Here is a 19,581-nt window from a genome sequence, read left to right on the forward strand (position 1 = left end):
ATCAAGCGCCCACACTTATCGGTGTTTGTTTGTTAAAGAACTTGCGCGATTCGCTTTGCCTGTCGCGTCGCTGTTTTGTCAGCAGCGAAGAAACGAGATCTTAAAGAATTTTCTACGATTTAGCAACTACTTTCGAGAACTTTCTTTTTCCGACCGGCGCTGCCAGCCGAAGTAAATCTCAAACAACCAATTCCCCTGCCATGCTTGCATTGCTGCTTGCGCTGCAGGAGGGGGCGAATATTAGTGCCTTAGAAAGAAAGTGGCAAGCCTTTTTCAAAAAACACTGAAAGTGCCCTGGTTTCCACTTTCTTGTTCATGTGCATCATCCGCCGGGCCGGAGCCCTTAGACGCGCGCCTTTTCGTGACTACGATGTCCATAAGGCAACCTACCGCTGCTTGCCGTGAAACCGTCACCCGCCCTTTTTCTGCTCGCCGCCGCCCTGGCCGTGGCGCTGCCATGGCGCAGCGCCGGCGCGCAGGACGCAAGCGCGGCCGAGCGCGCCGACATGGTGAAGGAGATCGCCGCCATCGCGGCCGAAACCGGCGCAACCAGCGGCAGGCACACGCTGGACCGGCGCGTCATGGCGGTGATGGGCCAGGTGCCGCGGCACGAGTTCGTCCCGGATGCGCAGAAGCCGTACGCCTATCACAACCGTCCATTGCCCATCGGCCATGGCCAGACCATCTCGCAGCCCTATATCGTCGGGCTGATGACGGACCTGCTGATGGCAAAGCCCGGCGATACCGTGCTGGAGATCGGCACCGGCTCGGGCTACCAGGCGGCTGTGCTGGCCGGACTGGTCAAGGCGGTCTACACCATCGAGATCATCGAGCCGCTGGGACGGCAGGCCTGTGACCGGCTTAAGCGGCTGGCCTACCAGCAAGTGGCATGCAAAGTCGGCGATGGCTACTACGGCTGGGAGGAGCACGCGCCGTATGACGCCATCGTCGTCACCGCTGCGGCCAGCCATGTGCCGCCTCCGTTGATCCGCCAGCTCAAGCCAGGTGGCCGCATGGTGATCCCGGTGGGCGCGCAGTTCATGACGCAATACCTGCTGCTGGTCGAGAAGGCCGCCGACGGCGCCGTGTCCACCCGGCAGATCCTGCCGGTCAGGTTCGTGCCGCTGGTCAGAAAGCCATAGCGCGCCGCCGGCACCATGCCACGACCGCCGCTGCTTGCCCTGGCCCTGTTGTCCGCCGCCGCGCTGGGCTATGAACTCCTGCTGATGCGGCTGCTTTCCATCATCCTGTGGCACCACTTCGCCTACATGATGATCAGCGTCGCCTTGCTTGGCTATGGCGCGGCCGGCGCGCTGGTCGCCTTCGCACGGCCGGTGCTGCTGCGCCATTTCATGCCGGCGTTCGTGGCGGGCGCCCTGCTCTTCGGCGCCACCGCGATGGCCTGTTTCGCGATTGCCCAACTGGTCGCGTTCAATCCGCTCGAAATCCTGTGGGAGCCATCGCAGCCGCTGCGCCTGCTGCTGCTCTACCTGCTGCTGTTCGTGCCGTTTTTCTGCGCGGCGACCAGCGTCTGCCTGGTGTTTTCGCGCTTCGACACGCAAATCCACCGCGTGTACAGCTTCGACATCCTGGGTGCGGGGCTGGGTTGCCTTGGGATCATCGTGGCGCTGTTCGCCTTGAGCCCGGTGGGGGCGCTGCGGCTGGTCAGCGCCGCAGGCATGGCGGCGGCCGCGCTGGCGTGCGTGGAATGCCGCTGGCATCGCCGATGGTTGCCGGCGTTCCTGCTGATGGCGGCGATGGTGCCGGCTGCCGTGCCTGGAGCATGGATCGCGCTGCGGCCATCCGAGTACAAGGAACTGAGCCAGCTGCTGCGCATCGGCGATGCACGCTTGGTGGCCCAGCGCTCCAGTCCGCTCGGGCTGGTCACGGTAGTGGAAAGCCCGTCGATCCCGCTGCGTCACGCGCCCGGGTTGAGCCTGAATGCCAGCACCGAGCCGCCGCCGCAACTGGCCGTGCTGACGGACGGCGACGGGCTCAGCGCGCTCAACCGCTATGACGGCCGGCGCGAGCCGCTGGCCTACCTTGGCGACCTCACCTCTGCCCTGCCGTTCCACCTGCTGCAAAACCCTAAGGTGCTGGTGCTGGGCAGTGGCGCCGGAGCGGACGTCCTGCAGGCGATCTGGCATCACGCCAGCGCCGTCGATGCGGTGGAGCTGAATCCGCAGGTGATCGAACTGGTCCAGGGCCGCTTTGCCGCGTTCTCCGGCAAACCCTACAGCGCACCGGGCGTGCGCGTCTTTACCGGCGAGGCGCGCGGCTTCCTGGCGGCGAGCAAGGACCGCTACGACCTGATCCAGGTCGCCTTGCTCGACTCGTTCAGCACGTCCTCGGCGGGTCTGTATGCGCTGTCCGAGAGCTATCTCTATACCGTGGAAGCCTTCCAGGGCTACCTGCGCCATCTTCGCCCCGGCGGCATGCTGGCGATCACGCGCTGGGTCACGCTGCCGCCGCGCGATATTCCCAAGCTGTTCGCCACCGCCGTGGCGGCGATGGAAGGAATGGACGTGCCCGCGCCTGCGCTGCGCTTGGTGCTGATCCGCGGCTGGAAGACGGCAACGCTGCTGGTGAAGAACGGCGCATTCGACGCGGCGGAGCTTGCCGCGCTGCAGGCCTTCTGCCGCGCCCGTTCATTCGACGTCGAATACTTTCCCGGCATCCAGGCAAGCCAGGCGAATCGCTACAACGTGCTCGACAAGCCTTACTTCTTCGAAACTGCGCAAGCCCTGCTCGGTCCCGAACGTGCGCGCTTCCTGTCGGAATACAAGTTCGACGTGCGGCCCGCAACCGACGACAAACCCTATTTCTTCCATTTCTTCAAATGGCGCACGCTGCCTGAATTGCTGGCGCTGAAGTCGCAGGGCGGCCTGCCGCTGCTGGAATGGGGTTATCCGGTGCTGGTCGCCACGCTGCTGCAGGCCACCGCCGCGGCGTTGCTGCTGATCGTGGTCCCGCTGCGAGTACTCCGACGGCGCCCCCCCGTCACCACAAACGGCAGCCAGCGTCCGCACGCATGGCGCGTCGGCTTCTATTTCCTTGCAGTCGGCGTCGGCTTCATGTTCGTCGAGATCGCCTTCATCCAGAAATTCATCCTGTTCCTGAGCCATCCACTGTATGCGGTCGCGGTGGTGCTGTGTGCCTTCCTCTGCTTCGCCGGCCTCGGCAGCCGCTACTCGCAACGCCTCCCTGCACGCGATGGGCGCCAGGCGATGCTGGCGATCACCGGCATCTGGGTGGTATCGCTGCTCTACCTCGTGGCGCTGCCCGCCGTATTCAGGCTGCTGATCGCGTTGCCCGATCCGGCCCGGATTGCCGTCGCGGTACTGCTGATCGCGCCGCTGGCGTTCCTGATGGGCATGCCCTTTCCGCTCGGCCTGAGCCGGGTCGCGGCCGGCGACGAAGCGCTGGTGCCGTGGGCCTGGGGCATCAACGCCTGCGCATCCGTAGTGGCGGCGGTGCTGGCCACGCTGGTTGCCATCCATGCCGGCTTTACCGTGGTGATCCTGGTGGCGCTGCTGTTGTACTTTGCTGCAGCGCTGGCCTGCCCATGACGGCCCGCCCGCGCTTCACGGCTCCTGCATTGTGACCCCATAGCCGGCAAAGATGCGCGCCAGTTCGCCCTTGCGCCGCAGCGCGTCCAGTGCAATCTCCAGCGATTGCGCCAGTTCCTTGTCGCCGGCCTTGATCGCCATGCCGACGGCCCAGCCGCGCGGCGGCAACAGCGGCGAGCTGACGTCCGCCGTGCCAAAGCGCGCCGCGGACTGGCCGGCGGCCCGCAGCGCGCTCTCGTATTGCGCGCGGGTCACCATCGCGGCGGCGATCTCGCCGGCGAAGAGCGCGCGCAGCGCCTGGGCGGCCTCGGGGTAGATCTTCACCTTGTCGCGCAAGGCACCGCCCGCGCCGGACAGCAGCGCGTTGGCGCCGGCAGAGCCAGCCGCCGCGCCGGCGGGCTGGCCCGCCAGGCCGTCCAGGCTGCGCACGTCCGGCAGGCGCTCGCGGTCGCGCACCAGCACGAAGGTCTCGCGGTAGTAAGGCGCGAAGATCAGCGCCTTGTCGTTGGCGCGCATGAAGGCGCGGTCGACCGGCACGTGCAGCATCACGTCCGCCGGGCCGTAGCCGAGGTAGTGGCCGCGCCACACCATCGAGCGCAGGTCATCGGACATGTTCTCGTCGGCATCGAACGGCAGCAGCGACACCGAGACCCCCAGTTCGCTGGCCAGGGCCCGGGCCAGCGCCACGTCGATTCCTTCGTACTGGCTGCCCGCCGCCGCCGAGAAAGGCGGCAGGCCCTTGTAGACCGCGACCTTGAGCGAGCCGTTCTGGCGGATCCTGGCAAGGTCGGCCAATGCCGGCTGCGTGCCGAGCAGCGCGCCGGCCGCCAGCAAGGCGACGCAAAGCCGGCGCCGGGTCGATGCCGGTGCGGCGGGTGCGGCAGGGGTCTGGCAAAGCCTCTGGCCACTGACTGGGCTGGCAGGCATGAGGTCTCTCCTGGAATCGAATGACGATGGTTGTCGGAGCAGCAAGACGAATGGCACGGCCTGCGGGACCGTGCGCGGCCCTCACTCGCGCCGGGATTCCAGGTAGGTCTTGATTGCCCACACCGCTTCCTGGCTCAGCACGCCTTCGAACGGCGGCATATAGACGCGCCCGTCGCGTGTGCGGCCCTTGCGCACGGTGGTGGTGTAGAACTGCGAGATCTCGCCCATGCAGGCCTGCTTCTTCTTGGCATCGGCCAGCGACACGCAGTCGCCGTCGAGCTTGCGCAGGTCGGGGGCGATGCCGCCGGACACCGCTTCCAGGCCGTGGCAGCGCGCGCAGTTCTGGTTGTAGGCCGAGCTGCCGATGCGCTGCGCTTCCTGTTGCGCGGCGCCGGCGCGGTAGGGATTGTCCGGACGCCATTCGTCGCCAAGCTGTGGCAGGGCCTTGGTGTCGACGGCCTGTGGCGTGACGTCGCCGTGCGCGAGCGCGGTGGACGGTGCGGCAAGGGCCGCGCAAAGCGATAGCAAGGCAAGCAGATGGCGCTGCGTGTTCATGGATGTCTCCTGCGGTGAATGGGTGTTGTGTTTGACGGCATTTCCGCAAGAGCCATACCAGCGGGTGCGGCACGCGCCAGACCGGACGCGGAACCGCGTCGCAGCAGCACTGGCCGGGGCCGGTCCTGCCGCAGCGGCACCAGTCATCGCCGCGCCGGTGTCCCGGAATGCCACACTCTGGCAAGCGTCTTGCTTCATGGCGCAACACTGTCGGACACGCGCCCGCTGAAGGCGCCGGCAGCGACCCGCGCAAAGATCGCGGGCGACCTTCCACAGGAGACACAGAAATGACCATCCAAGCCGCACCGGCGGGTGAACCCGCGCAACCCGAGCGCGCCGAACTGATTGCCCAGGCCCACCAGCGCTCCGCTTCCTACGGACTGCGCCCCTATGAGTCGCCGGATTTCTGCCCGGTGCTGCAGAGCGAACTGAAGACCCGCATCGAACGCAGCCAGTCACTGTTCACCTATGCGCTGCCGGTGATGGAAACGCTGTACGACCAGATCGTGAACACCCAGAGCATGGTGATCCTGACCGACGCCGATGGCCTGATCCTGCACTCGCTGGGCGACGACGACTTCCTGGCCCGCGCCGACAAGGTGGCGCTGCGCGCCGGCGCGGACTGGTCGGAATCGTCCCGCGGCACCAACGCGATCGGCACCGCGCTGGCCGAGAACCGGGCCACGCTGGTCCATGGCGCCGACCACTTCCTGGAGGCCAACCAGTTCCTGACCTGCTCCTGCATGACCATCCTCGATCCCTACGGCAAGACCGTCGGCGCGCTCGATGTGACCGGCGACCAGCGCGGTTTCCACAAGCACACCATGGCGCTGGTGCGGATGTCGGCGCAGATGATCGAGAACCAGTTGTTCGGCAATGCTTTCCGCGACATGGTGTGCATCCGCTTCCATTCGCGCGCGGAGTTCCTGGGCACGCTGGTGGAGGGCATCGTGTCGTTCACGCCGGGCGGGCGCTTCCTGTCGGCCAACCGCAGCGGGCAGTTCCAGTTGGGCCTGTCCAACGGCGCGCTGCAGGCGCATACCTTCTCGTCGCTGTTCGGCCTGTCGATGTCGCAGCTGTTCGATGTGGTGCGCGCCGCACAGGCGGGCATGGTGCAGCTGCAGTTGCCCAGCGGCGTCAAGGTCAGCGCGCGCGTGGAATGGAAGACCGGCCGGGCCGCGGTGCCCGGCGTGGACGAGGCGCGCCCCGATGCGCACGACGCCGTCATGGCGCCACAGCGCCTGCGCGCCCACCCGTCCGGGCCCGCGGGGCCGGAAGGGCTGGATGACCTGGACACCGGCGACACGCAGATCCGGGCCGTGATCGGCAAGCTCCGCAAGGTGATCGGCAAGGACATCCCGGTGATGGTGCTGGGCGAGACCGGCACCGGCAAGGAACTGATGGCGCGCGCCATCCACGCCGACAGCCCGCGCCGCGCCGGACCGTTCATCGCGGTGAACTGCGCGTCGATCCCCGAGAACCTGATCGAGTCGGAGCTGTTCGGCTACGAGGAAGGCGCCTTCACCGGCGCCCGCAAAAAGGGCGGCATCGGCAAGATGCTGCTGGCCAACGGCGGCACGCTGTTCCTGGACGAGATCGGCGACATGCCGCTGCACCTGCAGGGACGGCTGCTGCGGGCGCTGCAGGAGCGCGCGGTGCAGCCGCTAGGCAGCAGCAAGGTGATCCATATCGATGTTTCGCTGGTGTGCGCCACCAACCGCAACCTGCGCGAGATGGTCGCCGGCGGGCAGTTCCGCGAGGACCTGTACTACCGCCTCAACGGCATGGTGGTGCGGCTGCCCGCGCTGCGCGAGCGCAGCGACCTGGACGTGGTGGCGGGCAAGCTGCTGCGCCAGGAGCGAACCGCCGGCGTGCCGCCCCGCATCAGGGACTCGGTGATGGAGATGTTCCGCGCCTACCACTGGCCGGGCAATATCCGCCAGCTCGGCAACCTGCTGCGCACCGCCCGGCTGATGGCGGAAGGCGAAGCCGAGATCACTGAAGACCACCTGCCCGACGATTTCCTGGACGACCTGCGCGAACGGCAGGCGCGCGCGGCCACGCCGGCGGCCCATGCCCTGGCGAGCGCGCCGCCGGCCGCGCAGCCGACGCGGCTGGCCGAGGTCGAGGTCCAGGCCATCGTCGCCACCGTCAGGGCACACCACGGCAATATCTCGGCGGCGGCCAAGGCGCTGGGCATTTCGCGCAATACGGTCTACCGCAAGATGGAAGAGGCGCGCGGGCTGCCGCACCAGCCCGGTTGAGCGCGCCCGCCACGATGCAGTGGTGTCCCGTTCCTGGACAGGTGTCCCATTTTGAAACAGTCGTGACACAGGGAGCAGGCGCGCACGGGCTTCGGCCAGGCCTTCACCCGGCGGCATGATGCGAGGAAATCCCGGGCATGGATGTTGCCTCGAGAGGGATGCGGCAGCCAGCCTGCCGCGCCACAACGATATTCACTAACCACGCCATCCAAGGAGAGAGACATGACCTGGACCACCCCCGCCTACACCGAGCTGCGGCTGGGCTTCGAGATCACGATGTATATCGCCAACCGCTGATCGCGCCCCGGACAGGCGCAACGCCCGCGTTGCCGGGCCGCGCGCCTGCTCCGTGACGCCATGCCCACGACCAAGCGCTCGCGCCATGACAATCATCCGGGTACTGGGGTCGGCCGCCGGCGGCGGCTTCCCGCAGTGGAACTGCAACTGCCACAACTGCGACGGCGTGCGCCGCGGCACCGTGCGCGCCACGCCGCGCACGCAGTCGTCGATCGCGCTGTCCGGCGACGGGCCGGACGCGATCCTGGTCAACGCCTCGCCCGACATCCTGCAGCAGCTACGCCAGACACCGGCGCTGCAGCCGGCGCGCGCGCCGCGCGACAGCGCCATCGCGGCGGTGCTGCTGATGGACGCGCAGATCGACCACGTCACCGGCCTGCTGATGCTGCGCGAGCACTGCCACGCCTTGCCGCTCTATGCGACCGCGGCGGTCCTCGACGACCTTGGCGCGGCCTTTCCGCTGACCCGCATGCTGTCGCACTACTGCGGCGTGCAGACGCACGCGCTGCCTTGCGACGGCACGCCGTTCACCGTGCCGCCGCTGGCGGGCATGCGGCTCACTGCCGTGCCGCTGCAAAGCAAGGCCCCGCCCTATTCCCCCAGCCGCAACGCCCCGCGCGCCGGCGACAACATCGGCCTGCGCATCGAAGACTGCCGCAGCGGCCGCCGCGCATTCTATGCGCCCGGCCTCGGCAGCGTCGACGACCGCGTCTTTGCGGAACTGCGCGACGCCGACGTCGTGCTGGTCGACGGCACCTTCTGGCGCGAGGACGAGATGCAGGCGCTCGGCTTCTCCGCCAAGGCCGCCGCCGACATGGGCCACCTGCCGCTGTCCGGCCCCGGCGGCATGATCGAAATCCTCGACCGGCTGCCCGCCGCCCGCAAGATCCTTATCCACATCAACAACACCAACCCCGTGCTGGTGGAAGACTCGCCCGAACGCGCCGAGCTGGCGCGGCACGGCATCGAGCTGGCCTGCGACGGCATGGAGATCGCGCTATGACACATCCCATTGCATGGAGCCCCGCGGAGTTCGAGGCCCGCCTGCGTGCCAAGGAAAGCGGCTACCACATCCACCATCCGTTCAACCGGCGCATGGCCGCGGGGGAGTGTTCGCCCGCGCAGATCCGCGCGTGGGTGGCAAACCGCTTCTACTACCAGGCGAATATCCCGCTGAAGGATGCTGCGATCCTGTCCAACTGCCCCGACCGCGACACGCGCCGGCAATGGATCGTGCGCATCCTCGACCATGACGGCACCGACATCGTGCCTGGCGGCATCGAAGCCTGGCTGCGGCTGGGCCAGGCCGTCGGGCTGGAGCGTGACGCGCTGCTGGACCAGCGGCACGTGCTGCCGGGCGTGCGCTTTGCCGTCGACGCTTACGTCAACTTCGGCCGCCGCGCGCCGTGGCAGGAAGCGGTGTGCTCGTCGCTGACCGAGATGTTTGCGCCGGAGATCCACAAGGAGCGGCTGGCGGGCTGGCCCACGCATTACCCATGGATCGAGGCCGCCGGGCTGGACTATTTCCGTTCGCGCATCCCGCTGGCGCAGCGCGACGTCGACCATGGCCTGCGCGTGACGCTGGATTTCTTCCGTACGCCGGAACAACAGCAGCGCGCGCTCGACATCCTGCAGTTCAAGCTCGACGTCCTCTGGTCGATGCTCGACGCCATCCAGCACGCCCAGCCATGACCGCCATGACAGCCATGACAGCCAACGCGCCAGACCTCGCCCGCCCGCTGCTGCACCGGACCTTCCGGCTGCAATGGGAAGAGGCGCAGCAGAGCTGGGTGCTGCTCTACCCGGAAGGCATGGTCACCCTCAACGACAGCGCCGCCGCGATCTTGCAGCGCTGCGACGGCGGCCATACGCTCGACATGCTGATCGACGACCTGCAGTCCGCATTCGGCGTGCAGGGCATCGCCCCGGAGGTACACGCCTTTGTCAAACATGCGACCGAACGCGGCTGGCTGGTCTGACGCCACCACCCTCGCACCGCCCGGCCCGCCGCTGTGGCTGCTGGCCGAGCTGACCTACCGCTGTCCGCTGCACTGCGCCTTCTGCTCGAACCCGGTTGACTATGCCCGGCACACGGCCGAGCTCGACACCGCGCAGTGGTGCGACGTATTCAGCCAGGCACGCGCGCTGGGCGCCGTTCAGCTCGGCCTGTCGGGCGGCGAGCCGCTGCTGCGCAAGGACCTGGAACAACTGGTGCGGCATGCGCATGGCCTGGGCTTCTATACCAACCTCGTCACCTCGGGCGTGGGCCTGACCGACGCCAGGCTCGCGGCGTTGCGCGAGGCCGGGCTGGACCATATCCAGCTGTCCTTCCAGGACTCCACGCGCGAGCTCAACGACTTCCTGTCCAGCACCCGCACCTTTGACCTGAAGCAGCGCGTTGCCCGGATGATCAAGGCGCACGCCTACCCGATGGTGATGAACTGCGTGCTGCACCGGCACAACCTGCCGCATGTCGGCACCATCATCGAGATGGCGCTGCAGATGGGAGCGGAATACCTGGAGCTGGCCAATACCCAGTACTACGGCTGGGCGTGGGAGAACCGGCTTGCGCTGCTGCCCACGCGCGAGCAGTTGCTGGAGGCCGAGGCCGTGGTCAGGGAATACCGCGCGCGCATCGGCAAGCGCTGCCAGGTCCTGTTCGTGGTGCCCGACTATTTCGAGGACCGGCCCAAGAAGTGCATGAATGGCTGGGGCACGACCTTCCTGGGCGTGGCGCCCGACGGGACCGCCCTGCCGTGCCATGCGGCGCGCATGCTGCCGGGGCTGGCGCTGCCGAATGTGACGACGCAGGGGTTGCGCGAGATCTGGCGCGACAGCGAGGCATTCCGCCGCTTTCGCGGCACGGCATGGATGCAGGAACCGTGTCGGTCCTGCGACCACCGCGAGGAGGACTACGGCGGCTGCCACTGCCAGGCCTTCCTGCTGACCGGCGACCCCGCCGCCACGGACCCGGTCTGCGAGCGCTCCGCCGACCACGGCAAGGTCAGCAAGATCGTGCTGCAGGGACGGCTGGCGGCCCTGCATCCGCGTGGCGAAGGCGAGCCGATGGTGTTCCGCAGCGATGGCAACTCCCTGAGCCTGAGCGCTGCGCGCAAGTAAAGAAAGCTCCCGCGTTCCTACCCTGCGTTCAACACCCACTCCGCGAGCTGCTTCGCATCCGCCTCGCCGAGATTCCCATGCGCCGGCATCGGCACCGGCCCCCACACCCCCTTGCCGCCTTCGCGGATCTTCCTGGCCAGCCGCCCGGCTGCCTGGCTGTCCCCTTTGTATTTCGCCGCCACTTCGGCGAAGCCGGGCCCCACCAGTTTCGACTGCATGCCGTGGCAGGCAAAGCAGCCGTTCTTGTCGGCCAGTGCCTGCATCTCGGCCGCCGTGCCCGCCTGCGCCGCGCAAGGCAGCAGTACCGCCGCTGCCAGCGCCATCCATTCCTTCTTCATACCCTTGTCTCGCTGTTTCGTTCTGCCGGCACGCCGGCATCGGCATCGCGATGCCAGCGTGCATGCCCATCGACTAGCCCGCGTTCAGCTCTTGTGCAGCTTGAACACCCACACCGATCCGCCCTGCTCCAGGAAATTCACCCGCTTGGCGACTTCCCCGCCCCACAGCGGCACCGCGCCGCCCCAGCCCGATACCACGGCCACATACTGCTCGCCGTTGTCCTCCCACGTGACCGGCGGCGCCACCACGCCGCTGCCGGTCTGGAACTTCCACAGTTCCTTGCCGGTCCGCGCGTCGGCTGCCTTCAGGTAGCCCTCCGGCGTGCCCCAGAACACCAGGCCGCCGGCGGTGGTCATCGCGCCGCCCCACAGCGGCGCGCCGTTCTTCGCCTCCCAGACGATCTTGCCGGTCTTGGGATTGATCGCGCGCAGCGCGCCGATGTAGTCCTGGTTCAGCGGCTGGATGGTGAAGCCCGCGCCCAGGAAAGCCGCCCCCTTCTTGTAGCTGACCGGCTCGTTCCAGATGTCCATGCCCCATTCGTTGGCCGGCACATAGAACAGGCCGGTCTGCGGGCTGTAGGCCATCGGCTGCTGGTTCTTGCCGCCGAGGAAGCCGGGCGCGGCGAACACGGACTTGCCCTTCTTCGCGTCGGCGACGGCGGCCGGGTCGCCGGGACGGCCTTCGCTGATAAAGTCGGGCCGGCCGGTCTTCAGGTCGATGCCGCTGGCCCAGGTGATCTTCCTGACGAAGGGAAAGGCGTTGACCAGCTTGCCGCTGCGCGCGTCGTTGACATAGAAGAAGCCATTGCGGTCGGCCTTGCCGCCCATGCGCTTGCCATCGAGGTCGAAGGTCACGAACTCATTGACGCCGTCGAAGTCCCAGCCGTCGTTCGGCGTGTTCTGGTAGTGCCAGACGATCTTGCCGGTGGCCGGATCGATCGCCACCGTCGACGCGGAGTAGAGATTGTCGCCCTTGCGGATATGGCTGTTCCACGGCCCCGGGTTGCCCGTGCCGAAGTACACCAGCCCGGTGGCCGGATCATAGGTGCCGCCCAGCCAGGTGGCAGCGCCGCCGGTCTTCCAGGTCTCGCCAGGCCAGCTGGCGTTCTCGGCACCGGTCACGCCGATCTCGGTCTTGTTGCCGTCCTTGTCGTACTTGTACCCCATGTGGCCTTCCACGACCGGGCGCGACCACACCAGTTGGCCGGTTTTGGCATCGCGCGCATCGACGCGGCCGACCACGCCGAATTCGCCGCCCGAGATGCCGGTCAGCACCATGCCCTTGACGATCAGCGGCGCGGCCGTGTACGAGTAGCCGGCCGCGTAGTCCTCCAGCTTTTCCTTCCACACCACCTTGCCGGTCTTCTGGTCCAGCGCCACCAGCTGCGCATCCAGCGTACCGAAGATGACCAGGTTGTCGTAGAGTGCCGCGCCGCGGTTCACCACGTCGCAGCACGGCATGATGCCTTCGGGCAGGCGGTGCTCGTACTTCCACAGCTTGGCGCCGGTCTTCAGGTCGAGCGCGTAGATGCGCGAATACGATGCCGTCACGAACATCTTGCCGTCGTGGATCAGCGGCTGCGCTTCCTGGCCGCGCTGCTTCTCGCCGCCAAACGAGAACGACCACGCCGGCACGAGGTTGCCGACGTTCTTCGTATTGATGCGCGCCAGCGTGGAGTAGCGCTGCCCTTGCGGGCCCATGCCCCACGACAGCACGTCGCCGGGGGTCTTTGCGTCGTTCTCGATCATGGCGTCGGTCACCGCCGCCTGCGCGGCCACGCTGGCCGTAGCGGCCGCGACTGCCGTGGCAACCATCACTGCTCGTAACGTCCTCATTGCCTTCTCCTCTCTTTGTTTTGGTTTCCCACCGGTGCGCCAATGCACCACACACCAGACACGAACACGGCAATTCCCATGCCAATCGGATTGCCGCGCGAGCACGCCGGATGCGGCCGCATTGCGTGCCGGCGGCCGTGTCACCACGCAACACTGCGTTGCACCTGCTCCAGATCTGAACAGCCATCCATGCCGGGCGCGGCACGGTTCAAGCCTGCCCCCGGCGGGCCATGCCGCGCTGCGGGTCGTAGCCGTGCAGCGCCAGTGCAAAGAACACTGCCGCGCAGCCTGCCACCACCGCCAGGCTTACCGGAGCCACCTGCCCGTACAGCGCGAAGCGGATGGCCTCGACCGCATGCGTGAAGGGGTTGAAGCGCGCGAGCTGATAGACGATCTCCGCCCCCGATTCCTGCAGCTTCCACAGCGGATACAGCGCCGAGCTGACAAAGAACATCGGAAAGATCACGAAATTCATGGTGCCGGCAAAGTTCTCGAGCTGGCGCACATGGACCGACAGCAGCAGTCCCAGCGCGCCCAGCATCAGCGCAGCCAGCGCCATGGCGCCGCTTGCAAGCAGCAGGTGCAGCGGCTCGAAGCGGATGCCGAACATCATCGCCACCAGCAGGAACCCGGCCATCTGCAGCAGCGACAGCACCGTGCCCGCCACCAGCTTGCAGCCGAGCAGCCAGCCGCGCGGCAACGGTGCGGTCAGCAGCAGGCGCATCACGCCCATCTCGCGGTCGTACACCATCGCCAGCGACGACTGCATGCCGTTGAACAGCGCGATCATGCCGAGCAGCCCGGGCGCCACGTAGACCTTGTATTCGATGTAGGTCTCATACGGCGGCGCGATCGCGACGCCGAGCGCATTCTGGAAGCCGGCCGCGAACACCAGCAGCCACAGCAGCGGCCGCACCAGCGACGACAGCAGGCGCCCGGGCTGGCGCAGGTACTTGCGCAGCTCGCGCCCGCAGACGGCGCGCAGCGCGCGCCAGCGATGGATCAGCACGGTGGCCATGGGTTGCGCCTTACGAGGACGGGGCGCGGCACGGGGTGTCGGCCTCGTCCGCGCCCAGGGTGTCGAGGTTGTTCTTCGGGTGCAGCACGCCTTCCACCGGTGCCACGGCAACGACGCCGTCGGGGTGCGCCAGCATGACCGGCTGGCGCAACTGGCGGTCCCAGTGCCGGAACGACAGCGGCGGGCCCTTGAAGCCGTCCACCACCACCTTGCCGGTGACCAGCGCCTGTGCCTGCGCGGCAAAGCCGGCCTTCGGCTGCCTTGCCACGCTTTCCGCGATCGCCTTGATGGCCACCCATGCGGCCCAGTCGTAGCCCGTCATCGGGCGCCCCGCCGCGCGCGTGAAGCGCCGGTTGAGCTGCGGCCCGCCATTGCGCTCCCAGGCCCAGTGCCAGGCCTGGGCGCCGAGGCCGCTGGCACCCGCCACGGGGCGCGGCAGCTGCGTGGCATAGGGCACGCCGCGGGCAAACTCGCCGTCGGCATCGGCGACCACCACCACGTCGTAGTCGGTGCCGCTGGTCAGCAGGTTCAGGTTGGCCTGGTCGCGTTCGCGCGGATCGTTGGACAGCCTGAACGTCCGTTGCGCCGACCACGCGATGCCGAAGCGGCGCGCGGACTGGACCAGCGCGTCGCGCTGCGCCGCGTCGCCCGCCGACGGGCCGCTCAGCAGCAGCGCGCGGCGCCACTTGCGCTGCGCCAGGTACTGCATCAGGGCGTCGGCGCGCATGCGCAGGCTGGGCAGCGTGTGCAGCAGCACGGGCGAACAGGCGGCGCCGCGCAGGTCGTCGTCATGGGCCGAGACGTTGAACAGCAGGGCTTCGCCCGGCCTAACGGCGGCCGCCGCCTGCCGCACCGACGCGGCCGGCAGGTCGAGCAGGATAAAGCGCGTGCCCTGCCGCGCCAGTGCCGCGACCATAGTCCCGACTTCGGCTTCGCTGCGCGCTTCCTGCGCATCGAGCCTGAGCGACTGGCCCATCGCCTCCAAGGCGAAACGCGCCTCCGACGCCGCCACCTGTGCGCCGTCGAGTGCCCGGCCTTGCGGCTGGCCCGGATAGCGCTGCGCGAGGCGGCGGGGTTCATGGCGTGGATCGCCGGCCAGCGACACCACCGCCACGCGCACCTCTGCGGCCTGCACGGTAGCCGCGAGCAGGCCAAATGCGGCGGCAACCGCCTGGCAGCGCGAGCGCAGGCGTTCAGTCATCGATCGCTACCGAGTGCGGCACCCGGCCCGCCCTGAGGGTTGCGATCGCCTTGCCGCTGGCGGCATCCACCACGCTGACATCGTCCGACAGGCCGTTGGCGACATAGAGCCTGGCGTTGTCGCGGCTCAGCGCCAGCCCCCAAGCGCGCCGGCCGACCAGCACATAGTCCAGCACCCGGCGCGACGCCACGTCCACCACCGCCACGTGATTGGCACGCCCGAGCCCGACATAGGCACGCGTGCCGTCGCCGCTGGCCGCCATCCCCACCGGGGTCACATCCCCGGCGCGGAAGCCCCGCGGCGTGAAGTGGATGGTATGGGCCACCTCCAGCGTATCGGTGCGGATCACGCTGACGCTGGCGGACAGCTCGTTCGAGACCCACAACTCCTTGCCGTCGCGCAACAGCAGCAGCCGGCGCGGCCGGTTGCCGACCTGGATATTGCTCACCACCTTGCGCGTGGCCACGTCGATCACGTGGACCAGGTTGGCCACCTCCGAGGTCACGTAGACCCGCTTGCCGTCCGCGCTGACCTTGACGCCCTCCGGCTCCTCGCCCACCTTGACCGCGAACACGCGCCTGCCCGAAGCGGTGTCGTAGGCCGAGAGCAGGCCATCCTCTTCGTTCGAGACATAGAGCATGCGGCCGTCCAGGCTCAGGTCGAACAGCTCAGGGTCGTCGCCCACCGGCAGCGAAGCCAGCGTCTTGCGGCTGGCCACGTCGACCACGTCGACGCGGTGGTCGTCGCTGCAGGCTACATACAGGCGCGCACGATCGGGCGAGAGCTGCAGGTGGCGCGGCCGCTTGCACTGGCGCCACACGGCCAGCTGCTGCCGGCTGCGCGCATCGAAGGCGGCAATGGCATCGTCCTTCTCGCTCGACACGAACACCTGGCCAGTGGCCACGCGCGCCGCTTCGGCCAGCCCGGCGGCCACCAGCAATGCCGTCACCAGCAGCAGCGTGATGGCGAACCACTTGGGCGATGGCATCTGGTTCATGCGGGGACGCTCCTTTCGGGGTTGTTGGCAGAAGCGGCGGCAGAAGCGGCGACAGAAGCGGCCGGTGCCCGCGTCAAGGCCAGGAACGCGCTCTCAACGTCGTCGCGCCCGGCCGCGTCGCGCAGCGCCGCCGGCGTGCCATCGAAGCGCACGGTGCCGCGGTCCAGCACGATCACGCGGCCGGCGTGCTCCACCTCCTGCACCAGGTGCGTGGCCCACAGCACACCGGCCTGCGCCTGCGCGGCGAGGCGCCTGGCCATGCCGACCAGCTGCGCCCGCGAAGCCGGGTCGAGGCCCACGGTGGGCTCATCCAGCAGCAGCAGCGCCGGTTCGTGCAGCAGCGCTCGCGCCAGCTCCACCTTGCGCCGGTTGCCGCCGGACAGCTCGCGCACCGGCGCGTGCGCCCGCGCGGCCAGGCCGAAGTCATCGAGCAACCGGGCGATGCGCTGCGTGGCGACTCGACGCGGCAGCCCGTGCAGGTCCGCGTGGAAGCGCAGGTTGGCCAGCACCGGCAGGTCCAGGTCGATGGCCGGCTGCTGGAACACGATGCCCAGGCGCGCCAGCGCGCGCACCGGAACGCGCCCCATGTCGTGCCCGAGCATATCGCTGCCCAGCACCGTCACGCGCCCGGCATCGGCGACGAACAGGCCGCTGAGGATCTGGAACAGCGTGGTCTTGCCGGCCCCGTTGGGACCGAGCAGCGCCACGAACTCGCCGCGCCGCACGGTGAGCGAGACCCCGTCCAGCGCCACGCGCGCGCCGAACGCCTTGCGCACGCCCGCGCAGTACAGCGCCAGCGGCGCGTCGGTAGCGGTGATGTCAGCCAAAGCCATGCTCCCGGAATGGTGGTCGGCCTCACAGGTCGGCGTTCCGCAACAGGCCGGGGGTGTTTCCCGATGCCCGCGGTACGGAACCTGCTCACTCCTCAGCCAGTTCGATTTCAGGTGCCGCCCGATGCAGGCGGCGCCGTGTACGCCCGAGGAGATGCAAGATGCCAGCCAGCCCGTTCCCTGCCGCGCGAAGGCAGGCTTTCCGCCATGCCGCGGCCCGCCGCCGCTGCGCTGCCACGGCCATCGCCATGGCAGCGGCGCTGCTGCTCCAGCGTCCCGCTGTTGCACAACTGGACAGCGCTGCTCAAAAACAGGACAGCGCGGTGCTGCCCGAAGTACTGGTGGTCGCCGCGGCGCCGCTGCCCGGTATCGGCGTCGCCAGCGACCTGGTGCCCTACACCGTGCAGACCGTGCGCGGCGATGAGCTGGACGGAACCCGGGCCGGCAACCTGACCGAGTACCTGGCGCGCAACCTGGCCGGCGTCAACGTCAACGACATCCAGGGCAGCCCGTTCCAGAGCGACATCACCTACCGGGGCTTCCGTGCCTCATCGATCCCCGGCGTGCCGCAGGGGCTCTCGGTCTATCTCGACGGCATTCGCGTCAACGAGCCCTTTGGCGACGTGGTCAGCTGGGACATGATCCCGGAGGCCGCGCTCGCCAGCGTATCGCTGGTATCCAGCGGCAATCCGGCCTATGGCCTGAACAGCCTGGGCGGCGCACTGGTTATGACCACCCGCTCCGGGCTGGACTCTCCGGGCTTTACCGCTGACCTGTCTTATGGCAGCGGCAGCCGCAAGCGCGCGGACCTTTCCGGCGGCGTGCGCAACGACAGTGGCTGGCACGCCTTCGCCGCCGGCACGCTGTTCCAGGAGCACGGCTGGCGCGACCAGTCGTCGGGGCGGCTCGGCAACGTGTTCGCCAAGGCCGGTTATGCGGGCGATACGGACAGCGTCGACGTCTCGCTGCTGCACGGCCGCAGCACGCTGACCGGCAACGGGCTGGTGCCGTCCTACCGGGCCGACGGCAGCGCGACGCTGCCCGATATTTATCAATCGAACCGCCGCGCCGTGTATACCTACCCGGACCAGACCCGCAACCAGGTGACCCAGGTTGCCGTCAACGGCCGCCACTGGTTCGACGACAAGACCAGCGCCGCCGCCCTCGCCTACGTGCGCAACAGCCGCCGCGACACCACCAATGGCGACGTCAATCCCGATTACGAGGAATATGCGGAAGCCTGCGAGGACGGCTTCAATGCCGACGGCAGCCCGCGCAGCGGCGACTGCGGCGTGACCCGCGCCGAAGGCGCCGCGCTGCATCCCGCCGTGGTCAACACCACCCATATGCGGCAGCAGACCGTCGGCGTGGCGCTCAGCCTCTCCCGGGAAACCGATCGCCACGTGCTCAACGCCGGCGTCAGCCTGGACCGCAGCCGCCTGACCTATTCCCAGTTCGAGCAGCCCGGCACGTTTACCGCGGACCGCGGCGCCGTGGCCGACCCGGCGGAGCCGAATGCGCTGTTCTCCGGCGTCAGCGGCAACGCGCGCACCTTCGGCGCCTACCTGGCCGACACCTGGTCGCTGACACCCAGCACCTTCCTGACGGCGTCGGCGCGGTGGAATCTCGCCACCGTCAGCAATACGCTGCGCAACAGCGACGGCAGCGAGCAGCCGCGCGAGAACTTTACTTACCGCCGCCTCAATCCCGCGCTGGGGCTGGTGCAGAAGCTGGGCGGCGGCGTCACGGTTTTCGGCGGCTACGCGCAGAACAACCGCGTGCCCACGGTGCTCGAACTCGGCTGCGCCGACCCCGCGCGCCCGTGCCGCCTGCCGGCCGGGCTGCAGGCCGATCCCTACCTGAAGCAGGTGGTCTCGCACGCCTATGAAGCCGGCGTGCGCTGGCGCCCCGGCAAGGACACCGAGGTCACCGCCACGCTCTACCGCATCGACAACCACGACGACATCCTCTTCCTGCGCGCGCCCGACACCCGGCTCGGCTATTTCGCCAACTTCGACCGCACCCGCAACCAGGGGCTCGACCTGAGCGCGCGCCAGCGGGTTGGCGACGTTACGCTGCGGCTGGCCTACAGCTACCTGCAGGCCACCTACCAGGCGGCAGGCCAGCTGGCGGTCGGCGAACGCACCATCGAGATCCAGCCCGGCATGCGCATGGCCGGCCTGCCGCGCCACACGCTCAAGCTTGGCGCCGACTGGCAGCCGCTGGCCGGGCTGACGCTCGGCGCCGACCTGGTCGCCGTGTCCGGCAGCGTCGCCAGCGGCAACGAGGACGGCCTGCGCGGGGATACGCAACCAGGCCAGCCGCCCAAAACCGCCGACTGGCATGTGCCTGGCTACGCCACCGTCAACCTGCGCGCGACGTACAAGGTCAACAAGCGCTTCGAGGTCTATGCGCGCGTGGCGAACCTGTTCGACCGGCGCTACGAGACCTATGGGCAGGTGGCGAACAACGTCTTTCCCGGCGGCAGCCTGGTGCAGCCGCACGTGGCGCCAGGCGATGCCGCGACGGCATTGTTCGTGGCGCCGGGGGCGCCGCGCAGCGTCTGGGTGGGGCTGGTGTACCGGATGTAGGGAATGGCCCTCAGGAGGGCGCCTGCAAGCTGCGCCGC

17 protein-coding genes are annotated in these 19,581 nt (G+C 68.5%); 9 read left to right on the forward strand and 8 right to left on the reverse strand.

Annotation, left to right across the window (positions count from 1 at the left end; genetic code table 11):
* Nucleotides 1-506: 506 nt before the first annotated feature.
* Complete coding sequence (locus IPF36_RS26225; RefSeq protein ID WP_135706258.1) at nt 507-1,142, forward strand: protein-L-isoaspartate(D-aspartate) O-methyltransferase; 636 nt, start codon at nt 507-509, stop codon at nt 1,140-1,142.
* A 15-nt stretch (nt 1,143-1,157) separates the two neighbouring features.
* A complete protein-coding gene (locus IPF36_RS26230; RefSeq protein ID WP_195431305.1) occupies nt 1,158-3,569 on the forward strand; it encodes an SAM-dependent methyltransferase in 2,412 nt (803 codons plus the stop codon).
* 15 nt (nt 3,570-3,584) lie between these two features.
* On the opposite strand, the gene IPF36_RS26235 is transcribed toward IPF36_RS26230, so the two are convergent.
* Both IPF36_RS26235 and pedF read right to left on the reverse strand, forming a co-directional pair.
* Complete coding sequence (locus IPF36_RS26235; protein ID WP_195431308.1) at nt 3,585-4,496, reverse strand: ABC transporter substrate-binding protein; 912 nt, start codon at nt 4,494-4,496, stop codon at nt 3,585-3,587.
* A gap of 81 nt (nt 4,497-4,577) precedes the next feature.
* Nucleotides 4,578-5,051: a cytochrome c-550 PedF gene (gene pedF / locus IPF36_RS26240; RefSeq protein ID WP_133098325.1), complete on the reverse strand. Its 474-nt coding sequence runs from the start codon at nt 5,049-5,051 to the stop codon at nt 4,578-4,580.
* Between the two features lie 287 nt (nt 5,052-5,338).
* Between pedF and IPF36_RS26245 the strand changes: the two genes are divergently transcribed.
* The 6 genes from IPF36_RS26245 (at nt 5,339) to pqqE (ending at nt 10,732) form a co-directional block, all read left to right on the forward strand.
* Nucleotides 5,339-7,315 carry a sigma-54-dependent Fis family transcriptional regulator gene (locus tag IPF36_RS26245; protein ID WP_195431310.1) on the forward strand — a complete coding sequence of 659 codons (1,977 nt, stop codon included), beginning with the start codon at nt 5,339-5,341 and terminating at the stop codon, nt 7,313-7,315.
* 222 nt (nt 7,316-7,537) lie between these two features.
* Nucleotides 7,538-7,612, forward strand: coding sequence for a pyrroloquinoline quinone precursor peptide PqqA (pqqA, locus tag IPF36_RS35025; RefSeq protein WP_012355514.1), 75 nt, complete (start codon nt 7,538-7,540; stop codon nt 7,610-7,612).
* A gap of 85 nt (nt 7,613-7,697) precedes the next feature.
* A complete protein-coding gene (pqqB, locus tag IPF36_RS26255; protein ID WP_195431313.1) occupies nt 7,698-8,615 on the forward strand; it encodes a pyrroloquinoline quinone biosynthesis protein PqqB in 918 nt (305 codons plus the stop codon).
* On the forward strand, nt 8,612-9,304 hold the full coding sequence (gene pqqC / locus IPF36_RS26260) for a pyrroloquinoline-quinone synthase PqqC (RefSeq protein WP_133098322.1): 693 nt from the start codon (nt 8,612-8,614) through the stop codon (nt 9,302-9,304). The genes pqqB and pqqC overlap by 4 nt, the downstream gene beginning before the upstream one ends.
* A gap of 14 nt (nt 9,305-9,318) precedes the next feature.
* Entirely contained in the window at nt 9,319-9,591 is a 273-nt protein-coding gene (pqqD, locus tag IPF36_RS26265; protein ID WP_195431427.1) for a pyrroloquinoline quinone biosynthesis peptide chaperone PqqD, read from the forward strand.
* A complete protein-coding gene (gene pqqE, locus IPF36_RS26270) occupies nt 9,563-10,732 on the forward strand; it encodes a pyrroloquinoline quinone biosynthesis protein PqqE (protein ID WP_195431316.1) in 1,170 nt (389 codons plus the stop codon). Before pqqD ends, pqqE begins: the two co-directional genes overlap by 29 nt.
* Nucleotides 10,733-10,749: 17 nt before the next feature.
* On the opposite strand, the gene IPF36_RS26275 is transcribed toward pqqE, so the two are convergent.
* From IPF36_RS26275 to IPF36_RS26300, 6 genes are all read right to left on the reverse strand, one after another.
* Entirely contained in the window at nt 10,750-11,070 is a 321-nt protein-coding gene (locus tag IPF36_RS26275) for a c-type cytochrome (RefSeq protein ID WP_133098319.1), read from the reverse strand.
* A gap of 84 nt (nt 11,071-11,154) precedes the next feature.
* A complete protein-coding gene (locus tag IPF36_RS26280; protein ID WP_133098318.1) occupies nt 11,155-12,906 on the reverse strand; it encodes a PQQ-dependent methanol/ethanol family dehydrogenase in 1,752 nt (583 codons plus the stop codon).
* Between the two features lie 208 nt (nt 12,907-13,114).
* Nucleotides 13,115-13,924 (reverse strand): ABC transporter permease, encoded by an 810-nt coding sequence (locus IPF36_RS26285; RefSeq protein WP_133098317.1) that lies wholly within the window; start codon nt 13,922-13,924, stop codon nt 13,115-13,117.
* A 10-nt stretch (nt 13,925-13,934) separates the two neighbouring features.
* Nucleotides 13,935-15,125: an ABC transporter substrate-binding protein gene (locus tag IPF36_RS26290; RefSeq protein WP_133098316.1), complete on the reverse strand. Its 1,191-nt coding sequence runs from the start codon at nt 15,123-15,125 to the stop codon at nt 13,935-13,937.
* Nucleotides 15,118-16,122: a PQQ-dependent catabolism-associated beta-propeller protein gene (locus IPF36_RS26295; protein ID WP_195431319.1), complete on the reverse strand. Its 1,005-nt coding sequence runs from the start codon at nt 16,120-16,122 to the stop codon at nt 15,118-15,120. The genes IPF36_RS26290 and IPF36_RS26295 overlap by 8 nt, the downstream gene beginning before the upstream one ends.
* Nucleotides 16,119-16,949, reverse strand: a complete 831-nt coding sequence (locus IPF36_RS26300) for an ATP-binding cassette domain-containing protein (RefSeq protein ID WP_255519907.1) — start codon at nt 16,947-16,949, stop codon at nt 16,119-16,121. Before IPF36_RS26300 ends, IPF36_RS26295 begins: the two co-directional genes overlap by 4 nt.
* A 164-nt stretch (nt 16,950-17,113) precedes the next feature.
* Between IPF36_RS26300 and IPF36_RS26305 the strand changes: the two genes are divergently transcribed.
* Nucleotides 17,114-19,543 (forward strand): TonB-dependent receptor, encoded by a 2,430-nt coding sequence (locus IPF36_RS26305; RefSeq protein WP_195431332.1) that lies wholly within the window; start codon nt 17,114-17,116, stop codon nt 19,541-19,543.
* The last annotated feature ends 38 nt before the right edge of the window (nt 19,544-19,581 follow it).

This window comes from Cupriavidus sp. IK-TO18, assembly GCF_015549295.1.
Classification (GTDB): Bacteria; Pseudomonadota; Gammaproteobacteria; order Burkholderiales; family Burkholderiaceae; genus Cupriavidus; species Cupriavidus oxalaticus_A.

Bases quoted from the DNA above. Each gene is read 5' to 3' on its own strand.
- IPF36_RS26225 (WP_135706258.1), top strand. From the start codon at position 507: ATGGTGAAGGAGATCGCCGCCATCGCGGCCGAAACCGGCGCAACCAGC.
- pqqB (WP_195431313.1), top strand. From the start codon at position 7,698: ATGACAATCATCCGGGTACTGGGGTCGGCCGCCGGCGGCGGCTTCCCG.
- IPF36_RS26290 (WP_133098316.1), bottom strand. From the start codon at position 15,125: ATGACTGAACGCCTGCGCTCGCGCTGCCAGGCGGTTGCCGCCGCATTT.
- IPF36_RS26285 (WP_133098317.1), bottom strand. From the start codon at position 13,924: ATGGCCACCGTGCTGATCCATCGCTGGCGCGCGCTGCGCGCCGTCTGC.
- pqqE (WP_195431316.1), top strand. From the start codon at position 9,563: ATGCGACCGAACGCGGCTGGCTGGTCTGACGCCACCACCCTCGCACCG.
- IPF36_RS26230 (WP_195431305.1), top strand. From the start codon at position 1,158: ATGCCACGACCGCCGCTGCTTGCCCTGGCCCTGTTGTCCGCCGCCGCG.
- IPF36_RS26295 (WP_195431319.1), bottom strand. From the start codon at position 16,122: ATGAACCAGATGCCATCGCCCAAGTGGTTCGCCATCACGCTGCTGCTG.
- IPF36_RS26245 (WP_195431310.1), top strand. From the start codon at position 5,339: ATGACCATCCAAGCCGCACCGGCGGGTGAACCCGCGCAACCCGAGCGC.
- IPF36_RS26235 (WP_195431308.1), bottom strand. From the start codon at position 4,496: ATGCCTGCCAGCCCAGTCAGTGGCCAGAGGCTTTGCCAGACCCCTGCC.
- IPF36_RS26275 (WP_133098319.1), bottom strand. From the start codon at position 11,070: ATGAAGAAGGAATGGATGGCGCTGGCAGCGGCGGTACTGCTGCCTTGC.
- pqqD (WP_195431427.1), top strand. From the start codon at position 9,319: ATGACAGCCAACGCGCCAGACCTCGCCCGCCCGCTGCTGCACCGGACC.
- pedF (WP_133098325.1), bottom strand. From the start codon at position 5,051: ATGAACACGCAGCGCCATCTGCTTGCCTTGCTATCGCTTTGCGCGGCC.
- pqqC (WP_133098322.1), top strand. From the start codon at position 8,612: ATGACACATCCCATTGCATGGAGCCCCGCGGAGTTCGAGGCCCGCCTG.
- IPF36_RS26280 (WP_133098318.1), bottom strand. From the start codon at position 12,906: ATGAGGACGTTACGAGCAGTGATGGTTGCCACGGCAGTCGCGGCCGCT.
- IPF36_RS26305 (WP_195431332.1), top strand. From the start codon at position 17,114: ATGCCAGCCAGCCCGTTCCCTGCCGCGCGAAGGCAGGCTTTCCGCCAT.